Source organism: Mesorhizobium sp. M1338 (assembly GCF_040318045.1).
Taxonomy (GTDB): Bacteria; Pseudomonadota; Alphaproteobacteria; order Rhizobiales; family Rhizobiaceae; genus Mesorhizobium.
The window spans coordinates 41,835-50,199 of record NZ_JAMYLL010000043.1; the positions used below are offsets into that span (position 1 = coordinate 41,835).

Consider the following 8,365-nt stretch of genomic DNA (forward strand, 5'->3'; position numbering starts at 1 on the left):
CTCAGTTGCCGATCGTGGAGACGAGCAAGGCCTTGACTCGTGTGCATGCGGTTTTCGGCCTGATCGAAGACGATCGACGCACCCGACTCGAACACCTCGTCGGTGACCTCCATGCAGTCGATGCCGTATTCCTTCGCAATGAAGGCGCCGATCTCGGTATCGGTGTCGTGGAACGCCGGCAGGCAGTGCATGAACTTGACGTGGGGATTGCCGGAGGCAGCCATAACCTCGCTGGTGACACGATAGGGCATCAGAAGGCGAATGCGCTCGGCCCAGCCCGACTTGTCCTCGCCCATCGACATCCAAACGTCGGTGTAGATGAAATCGGCATCCTGGACGCAGCCAGCCACATCCTCGTCGAGCCGGAAACGGCCACCGCCGCGGTCTGCCAGGTCCCGGACATGGGCACAGAATTCCTCGTCCGGCCAAAGCTCCCTCGGCGATGCGATGCGCATGTCGATGCCGACCTTGGCTGCTCCGAGTGCCAGCGACAGCGCGACATTGTCCCGACCTTCACCGACGAAGGTGACGGTCATATCCGACAGGTGCTTGTGCGTGAATTCACGCATGGTCATGAGGTCGGCGAGGATCTGCGTCGGATGCGCCTCGTCGGTGAGACCGTTGTAGACCGGCACGCCGGCGTGCGCGGCAAGCAGTTCGGCCTGGTGCTGGCCAAAGCCGCGATACTCGATCGCATCGTACATCCGGCCAAGCACGCGGGCGGTGTCCTTCATGGATTCCTTGTGGCCGATATGGCTGCCGGTGGGGCCAAAGTAAGTGACGTGGGCGCCCTGATCGTAGGCCGCCACCTCGAAACCCGTGCGTGTGCGCGTCGAATCCTTCTCGAAGATCAGGGCGACATTCTTTCTGACAAGCCGCGGTATCTCGTGCCCGGCGAGCTTGGCCGCTTTGAGATCGGCGGCGAGCTTGAGAAGAAACCGGATCTCGTCGGCCGTGAGGTCGTCCAGGGTCAGGACGGAGCGGCCATGAAGATTGATCGCCATGGGGATTTCCTTTCGGGTCAAATCGGGTCGCGGACAATCGGACAGGTCATGCAGTGACCGCCGCCGCGGCCGCGGCTAAGCTCGGCGCCTTCGACCGTGATCACTTCAATTCCGGCGCGGCGCAGGAGTGTGTTGGTGTAGACGTTGCGGTCGTAGCCGATGACCACGCCGGGCTCGACCGCAACGACATTGTTGCCGTCATCCCACTGCTCGCGCTCAGCTTCGTAGCGGTCGCCGCCGGTGGCGATGATCCGCAGCGACTTCAGTCCAAGGGCTTCGGCAACCACAGCCGTGAACGGTTTCGTCTCATCCGTGACCTCGACCGCCGCTTTTCCGTCGCCTGGCCGCAGCGAGAAGGTGCGCAACCGGTCCACCACCGGCGGGTACATGGTGACAAGGTCACGATCACAGAAGGTGAAGACGGTATCGAGATGCATGAAACCGCGGTCCCGCGGCATCAGGGCGGCAATCACGCGTGTCGCTTCGCCGGCAGCGAACAAGCTGCGCGCAAGGTCACCCACGGCTTGCGGCGTGGTACGCTCCCCCATGCCGACGAGGACCGTTCCGCCACCGATCGGCATGACATCTCCGCCTTCCAGGCTGGTGCCAGTGCCCAGATCTGGTGAGACGAAAGGAATACCGCTGTCGCGGAAGCGGGGATGGAAGCGGTAGACGGCTTCGACATTGGCCGCTTCCGGGCGCCTGGCGGGCCAGTACATGGAATTGACGGAAACCGAGCCGTAGATCCAGCAGGAACTGTCGCGGGTGAAAAGCTGGTTCGGCAGCGGCGGCAGTACGAAATCCTGGGGGGCCAGCGTTCTTCCGGTCAAACCTTTGGGCTCGAAAGGAAGCTCCGCCCGGGCAATGCCGCCGACAAGGTAAGACGAGAGCAACTCTGGCGGCATCTCGTTGAGCCATCCGCGCATCTCGTCGACCATGTCGAGCCCGACGACGCCGGGATGTACGCGGCGGTCGAGAAGCCAGTCGCGGGCCTTGTTCAGGCTCATCGTCTCAGCCAGGAGTTGCCCGAAGGAATGCACCAGCACGCCGCGTTCACGCAACGCATCGACGAAGACATCGTGCTCCTGGCGAGCCCGCTTGACCCACAGCACATCGTCGAAAAGCAGCGCCTTGCAGTTCTCCGGTGTCAGCCTGCGCAGGCTGAGATCCGGGCGATGGACCATCACCTCGCGCAGACGGCCGACTTCGGAATGCACACCCAGGCTTGTCATCGCGCCGCTCCTCTCACAGCGGGCTGACGGCGCCGGTCCATATCTCGTAAACGGCGAGGATGGCGACAGCGATGAGGGTTGCGGCGAGGGCTGCTTCGGCAGGATGGAACACGCGCTGATCGGTTTCGCGGCGCGCCCACACGTAGAAGATGATGCCGGGCGCATAGAGGATCGCGCACATGAACAGGTATGCAGGTCCCGCTGCGTACACGAGCCACAAACCATAGACCGTTGCCAGCAACCCCGCGAAAAGCGGACCGGCGCGTTGTTCATTGCCCTCGTAGCTTTCTCCGGTCAGCGCGAGCTTGGCAGCGTAGGCTCCGGAAAAGATGTAGGGCACCAGAATTGCGGCCGACGCGATGTAGAACAGCGCTTGATAAGTGCTTTGTGCGAAAAGTGTGATCAGCAGGAACGCCTGCACGAGCAGATTGGTAATCAGAAGGGAGATCGAGGGCACGCCACGCTCGCTTTCCCGGCCGAAGAATTTCGGCATTGTCCCGTCCTTGGCGGCGACATGGGGAATTTCGGCTGCAAGCAACGTCCAGCTCAGGAAGGCGCCGACCACCGACACCACAAGCGCGATGTTGATGAGGATAGCGCCCCAGGGACCGACAACCGCCTCCAATACGCCCGCCATTGATGGGTTCTTCAGCGCGGAGAGTTCAGGTTGGCTGAGGATACCGAGCGACAGCAGCGACACCAGAGCGTAGAGCGCAAGGCAGGTGAAGAAACCGAGAATTGTCGCCATGGCAATGTCCTTGCGGCGCTCGGCCCGGCCGGAAAATACGCTGGCGCCTTCGATGCCGATGAACACCCACAGGGTCACCAGCATTGTGCTTTTCACCTGTGCGGTGATCGAGCCGAGACTGGCGTTGCCCAGACCGGTGAAGTCGAGGGACCAGACTTGCAGTTTGAAGGCGACGGCAACAACCCCTGCGAACAAGACGATCGGAGCGATCTTCGCCACCGTTACAATGAGGTTGATGATCGCCGCCTGCCGGATGCCGGCGAGAACCAGGATATGGATCAGCCACAAAAGGATCGATGCGCCGAGCACGGCCTGCCAGGTGTTTCCGTCGCCGAACGCCGGAAAGAAGTAGGACAGGGCGCTGAACACGATCACCGCGTAGGAGACGTTGCCGACCCAGGCACTGATCCAATAGCCCCACGCGCTGGTGAAGCCGATGAAGGGACCGAAGCCGGCCTTGGCGTAAGCGTAAGGCCCGGCGTCGAGCTCGGGCTTGCGGGTCGCAAGCGATTGATAGACGAAGACCAGCGCCAGCATGCCGACCGCGGTGATGGTCCAGCCAATCAGGATTGCGAGGGGACCAGCACCTGCCGCCATATTCTGCGGCAGGCTGAACACGCCGGAGCCGACCATCGAACCGATCACCAATGCGGTCAGGGAACCCAGTCGAAGTTTCGTTGGCGCCGCGGTCGCGACTTTGCGAACAGGGATGTTGAAATCAGCCGTAGTCATGATGCTCTCCCAAAATTGAAGGCTCTGATGGGTGGTAATGAAGCCGGGAAAAGAGCCGGCAGCCTTGACGCGGGTCAAATCGATTTTGGCAGCAAATGGTGATGTCGCGTCGCAGCTCGGATATCAGGATCGCTGGCCTAAAGCGCTCGCTCGCCGAGCGTGCGCATCTGTCGGATCCACTTCGCCCGCTTTGCATCGCCGGCGCCAGCGACCATGCCGAACAAGGTCTCGCGCACCGGACTGATGCCGACAAAATGCAGGATGCTTCGCCGCATGCCGGCGATGCCGTGTCCGAGGAACCATAGGCGGTAAAGAACAGAAGGCATGCCCATCGTCACCAGGACGCGCGCGGAGCGGCCGCGAAGCAGCGTCCTGGTGAACCCGCTGCCCTTGTTTGGGTACGCAAAGGCTGTTCCTGGTCGCATTACCTGCTCCAGAAATGCCTTGAGCATGGCCGGCATGGTTCCGAGCCACAGCGGGAAGACAAAGACAATGTGCTCGGCCCAGACGATCGCTTCGGTGGCATCCCTGAGGCTCTCCGGGATTACGCCGTGTTCGAAATCCCGCATCGTGCGCAGCATCGGAAAATCGATTGCTGCCAGATCGACCCGGCGGACGGCGTGTCCTGCCTGTTCCGCGCCCTCGCCGTAGGCCTTGGCAAGACCGCGGCAGAGTCGGTCCGGGGCGGGATCGGGGTGGCCGACTACGATGAGGACGCGTCGCGACATGGTTTACCTCCAGGGAGTTTGCCCCAAACGGGTCAAGGCCGTTCCACTTGTGCCACTTGGTAGGTGTGCATGGTGCCGTTGCGCGCGATCGACACATATTCGCCGGTCACGAACCGCTCATCGCCGAGATGAAAGCCGATCTCGTCGTCGCGATCGCCTTCGGCATAGTCGAAATACCATTGCCCGCCAGGCTTGCGCCTCAGCCGGCCGATCAGATCTTCCTCGCCATTGCGAAACCGGCGAACACGGCAAGAAGCCTTGTGCGATTTCCACTCTTTCGCATCGAGCCGGCCTTCGCCAGTCAATGGGGCGAGCACATCGTAGCCCTCCTCGCGATCACCTTCCGGATGGCCTTTTTCGCGGGCGAGCAGCAACCGAACATGGCGGAAGTTGGGGGTGAGGTCCTTCAAACTTGTCATGGCAAACTCCTTTCATGGAGTCCCATAGAACGGTGGACGGCCTTGGCCCTTGATCCGTATCAAAGGAGGCTCGACAACCGCGCTTCTATCAAGGGCTGACCAACAACATGGCGCCGTAGCCGGCGGTCGCGGCGACCAGGGTTGCGCCGGCCAGCGGCAACCAGAACCTGATTGGACCGGCAAACGCCGCCAGCGACAGCCGGCCGATCGCATTTGCCCCCAACGCCGGCCTGACCGATAGTGTCGACGGGGACCGACTGCTTGACCACCGCAACGCACTGAGCACCGAGATATCGACATCGAACATGCCTGCCAGCGCCGAACTTGCCAGCACGCCGCAGCCGCCGAAATGAGCTGCCAGCCCTCCATTGCGCGGCGACTTTCAAGCGGTGATCGTCGGCAAGCGGTCGCGAATCCACCTGACAATCTGGCCCGCTGTCATTGCGCCGGATGTGCGCGCGATTTCGCGCCCGCCATGAAAGAGGATCATGGTCGGGATGCTGCGAATTCCGAGCCTTGCGGCGACAGCCTGCTCATTTTCGGAATTGAGCTTGATCAGGCGAACATGCGGCTCGAGTTCAGTTGCCGCCGCTTCATAGGCCGGTGCCATCATCTTGCAGGGGCCGCACCAGGGTGCCCAGACGTCGACGACAACGGGCAGGCTGCCGCGCGCGATCTGACGATCGAAAGTCGCGGCGTCGACGTCTTCAGGGTGCCCCGAAAATAGCCTGGTCCCGCACTTTCCGCATTTCGCCTCCATTGCATTGCGGGCCGGCGGCAGGCGGTTGATCCCACCGCATTTGCCGCAAACCACCAGATTCTGCTGTGCCATGGCCATTCACCGATTTTGCTATCGTCCACTTTGCGCGCCCGAGATGTCCATCGCCAAGGGCGCGCAACGCATTCAGGATAACCGCTACGTCTATCCCCTCCTGAAGCAGCGCACCGGCAACGGGCAATTCCCAATCCGCGCAAATTCATCTCGGCCGCCCGTGCGGCGGCACACGTCACGCCGGTGATCGCGATCAAGTCGGGCCGGCACAACGCTCGATCTCCGTTGAGGTCGATCACCTTGCAGTCAGGAGGCTGTGCGCAGGGTTTCGAAGGTACCGCTATCGGAAAACCTTCTCAACTCCGAGACGATATCGGTAGGCCCCCGACCAGCGTCGACCTTTCGCCAGGTAGATTGAGTGGCATTTCGCTGCAATTGCCGCGAGAGGATATCGATGGTGGCGTCTGAAGGACCCCCCTTGCGCTCGCTGACCCGTTGCCAGAGAACAAGCGGATCGGCTTCCAGCCAGAATCCGGCGACAGCCACGCCCCTGTCACGTGCCGCCTTCTCGATACGGTCACGATCGGCAGGCCTGTCAAACACTGCATCAGCGACAACCGATCCACCCTCCGCGAGGATCAGGCCGGCCCGCCACGCCATTTCGCGGTAGACGCGGTCGGAGACCTCTGGTCGATAGGCTCTATCCGGCAGCCTGGTCTCGGCCGGCACTCCGTGCATGGCCTTGCGGATACGGTCGCTTTCGACAATGCGGGCGCCGGGCGGCGCGCCGACATGGGCGGCGAGCGCCTCCGCAACGGTCGTCTTGCCGGAACCGCTGAGGCCGCCGATGGCGACGAGCCGCGGCGGGGCTTCCTGGAGGAAGTTTCTGGCAAGGTCGAAATAGGATCTCGCCTCGGCAGTCAACGTGTCGGAATCGGCACTGCCTTCCTCGACTTGCGTCGCGGTGACATGGGCGCGCACGGCAGCCCGCACCGCCATGAAAAAAGGCAGCAGGATGAACCCGTCCTCGTCGTCAGCCTCATCGAGATAGCGGTTCATCACGAGATTGGCGAGCTGCGGAAAACCGCGATGCCAAAGGTCCATCAACAGGAAGGCAAGGTCGTAGAGGACGTCGACAGTTGCAATCTGGTCGTTGAATTCGATGCAATCGAAGAGGCGGGGCTCGCCGTCGAAAAGGCAGATGTTGCGCAGATGCAGATCGCCATGGCACCGGCGGATCTTACCTGCTGCTTCCCGGCGGTCGAGCAATCCGGAATGCCGGGCGAGGGCGGTGCGGAAGGCCTCGGCAAAAGTCTCGATCTCCGGTTTTGTGAAAACATGGCTGGTCGCAAAGCCGGCCTCATTGATGTCCAGCACACTCGCCAGATTGGATGAGCCGCTGCCATGGTGGATCGTCGGGGCGGTACGGTGGTAGCCGACGATCATGCGCGCAACCGCGGTCATCAGCGCCGGCGACAATTCTCCGGCGGTTGCCATACGATCGAGAAGCTTCGACTGGTCGAAGCGGACCATCTCGATCGCCGCATCGACCATTTGGCCGGTGCCATCGAAAGCCAGTTTGCCGTCGGCTTCGCGCGTAATGCGACGCACCCCCAGATACAGGCCGGGTGCGGTCTTCGCGTTGAGTTCCACCTCTTTCTCGCATGCGGCAAGCCTGAGCGCCGGCGCCGAGAAATCCACATAGGGCAGCTTGACCGCGCGTTTCATCTTGTAGGCCCGCCGGCCGATCAGAAAGATACGCGAGATATGGGTTTCGATCGCCTCGACCGGCTCGGTCGTGCCATATGAAGCAGGATCGAGCAGAAACGCGACAGCGGCTTGCTGGTTCTCAACGATCATGTCTGCCTCCTTGTGCCGGTGTCGCGCGCAAGCGTTTCCAATCCGGCGTGCTATTGCTGCAATGTCTGGACATAACCAGCCAGCTCATGAATCCGTTCCGTGGTGACGATCTCTCCAGCGTTTGGGCCGTATTTCCTGGCGTCATCGGGGAGGAATTGGCGACCCCAGACCGGCATGTCCCGATCGCCATGCTCCGGCACCATGGTGCGGCCATCGATCACCGCGAAAACGCGCCAGTAGGGGAACTCGCCGCCATTGTCTTTCGAAAGACGGGTGAGGTCAGCCGGGCGCTTCACCAATTCGTCGCCGAGCGGTCCATCGCCGCTGCCCTCGGGACCATGGCAGACGGCACATGAGTTCATGTATTCAGCCTCGCCATCGCCCAGTCCCTGGGCGGCGGCCGCATTCAAGGCCAAACCCGCGAGCGCCAGCGCGATCGAAAATTTCATCTGCGTTTCCCCGACTGATTGGCTGAAGCCTACAACCTTGGTTCGCGAGCACGTTGATGCGGATCAAGTGGCGCTGCACCAAAGATGTTTGATTCAGCGCAATGAACCCACCAGCCCTTCTCACTTCCGCTTGCGCAGCGATACGAGGAGTTTGCGGCGTCCGGACCGAGCCAGGGCGAGGGCGATCTGAAGCTCGCCGCTGAGCGGATTTTCGGGGGTGTCGCCAAGTCGAGGATCGACGTTCGGTCGCTGCCGGTCTTGATGGCGCGATAGCAAGTCAACGGCAGGAAGAAACGGGCCGGCGCCTTGCGCCGGCCGTTACATTTGTTGCAACGCATACATGGAACCACAAAACCCCCGGGTCTCTTCCGGCCACCAGGTGAAAAAATAAGCGGGAGAAAAACTGGGGGGCGCGGTCCGA

General features: G+C 61.9%; 8 protein-coding genes and 3 pseudogenes. 1 reads left to right on the top strand and 10 read right to left on the bottom strand.

Annotated features, from left to right (window positions below):
- Window position 1: 1 nt before the first annotated feature.
- From argF to NKH19_RS33620, 8 genes and pseudogenes are all read right to left on the bottom strand, one after another.
- Window positions 2-1,004, bottom strand: a pseudogene (gene argF / locus NKH19_RS26470) (ornithine carbamoyltransferase).
- 17 nt (window positions 1,005-1,021) lie between these two features.
- On the bottom strand, window positions 1,022-2,236 hold the full coding sequence (locus NKH19_RS26475; RefSeq protein ID WP_352871213.1) for an arginine deiminase: 1,215 nt from the start codon (window positions 2,234-2,236) through the stop codon (window positions 1,022-1,024).
- A 13-nt stretch (window positions 2,237-2,249) separates the two neighbouring features.
- Window positions 2,250-3,716: an arginine-ornithine antiporter gene (gene arcD / locus NKH19_RS26480; protein ID WP_352871215.1), complete on the bottom strand. Its 1,467-nt coding sequence runs from the start codon at window positions 3,714-3,716 to the stop codon at window positions 2,250-2,252.
- 137 nt (window positions 3,717-3,853) lie between these two features.
- Complete coding sequence (locus tag NKH19_RS26485; protein WP_352983070.1) at window positions 3,854-4,444, bottom strand: NAD(P)H-dependent oxidoreductase; 591 nt, start codon at window positions 4,442-4,444, stop codon at window positions 3,854-3,856.
- A 32-nt stretch (window positions 4,445-4,476) separates the two neighbouring features.
- Complete coding sequence (locus NKH19_RS26490; RefSeq protein WP_352871218.1) at window positions 4,477-4,863, bottom strand: hypothetical protein; 387 nt, start codon at window positions 4,861-4,863, stop codon at window positions 4,477-4,479.
- Between the two features lie 88 nt (window positions 4,864-4,951).
- Window positions 4,952-5,170, bottom strand: coding sequence for a hypothetical protein (locus tag NKH19_RS26495; RefSeq protein ID WP_352983072.1), 219 nt, complete (start codon window positions 5,168-5,170; stop codon window positions 4,952-4,954).
- A 75-nt stretch (window positions 5,171-5,245) separates the two neighbouring features.
- Entirely contained in the window at window positions 5,246-5,677 is a 432-nt protein-coding gene (gene trxC, locus NKH19_RS26500; protein ID WP_502911040.1) for a thioredoxin TrxC, read from the bottom strand.
- A pseudogene (locus NKH19_RS33620) lies at window positions 5,571-5,819 on the bottom strand (hypothetical protein); the annotation flags it as partial. The pseudogene NKH19_RS33620 and the gene trxC, both read right to left, overlap by 107 nt.
- Window positions 5,820-5,821: 2 nt before the next feature.
- On the opposite strand from NKH19_RS33620, the pseudogene NKH19_RS26505 reads away from it, so the two are divergent.
- Window positions 5,822-5,905 (top strand): annotated as a pseudogene (locus NKH19_RS26505) (hypothetical protein); the annotation flags it as partial.
- Window positions 5,906-5,941: 36 nt separating this feature from the next.
- Here the strand turns inward: NKH19_RS26505 and NKH19_RS26510 are convergent.
- On the bottom strand, window positions 5,942-7,495 hold the full coding sequence (locus NKH19_RS26510) for a bifunctional aminoglycoside phosphotransferase/ATP-binding protein (RefSeq protein ID WP_352871223.1): 1,554 nt from the start codon (window positions 7,493-7,495) through the stop codon (window positions 5,942-5,944).
- A 50-nt stretch (window positions 7,496-7,545) separates the two neighbouring features.
- Window positions 7,546-7,944, bottom strand: coding sequence for a c-type cytochrome (locus NKH19_RS26515; RefSeq protein ID WP_352871224.1), 399 nt, complete (start codon window positions 7,942-7,944; stop codon window positions 7,546-7,548).
- Between the last annotated feature and the right edge of the window lie 421 nt (window positions 7,945-8,365).

What these genes read in the sequence shown, in the direction of transcription:
- NKH19_RS26485 (WP_352983070.1), bottom strand. Translation starts at nt 4,444, where the DNA reads ATGTCGCGACGCGTCCTCATCGTAGTCGGCCACCCCGATCCCGCCCCG.
- NKH19_RS26510 (WP_352871223.1), bottom strand. Translation starts at nt 7,495, where the DNA reads ATGATCGTTGAGAACCAGCAAGCCGCTGTCGCGTTTCTGCTCGATCCT.
- NKH19_RS26495 (WP_352983072.1), bottom strand. Translation starts at nt 5,170, where the DNA reads ATGTTCGATGTCGATATCTCGGTGCTCAGTGCGTTGCGGTGGTCAAGC.
- arcD (WP_352871215.1), bottom strand. Translation starts at nt 3,716, where the DNA reads ATGACTACGGCTGATTTCAACATCCCTGTTCGCAAAGTCGCGACCGCG.
- NKH19_RS26515 (WP_352871224.1), bottom strand. Translation starts at nt 7,944, where the DNA reads ATGAAATTTTCGATCGCGCTGGCGCTCGCGGGTTTGGCCTTGAATGCG.
- NKH19_RS26475 (WP_352871213.1), bottom strand. Translation starts at nt 2,236, where the DNA reads ATGACAAGCCTGGGTGTGCATTCCGAAGTCGGCCGTCTGCGCGAGGTG.
- NKH19_RS26490 (WP_352871218.1), bottom strand. Translation starts at nt 4,863, where the DNA reads ATGACAAGTTTGAAGGACCTCACCCCCAACTTCCGCCATGTTCGGTTG.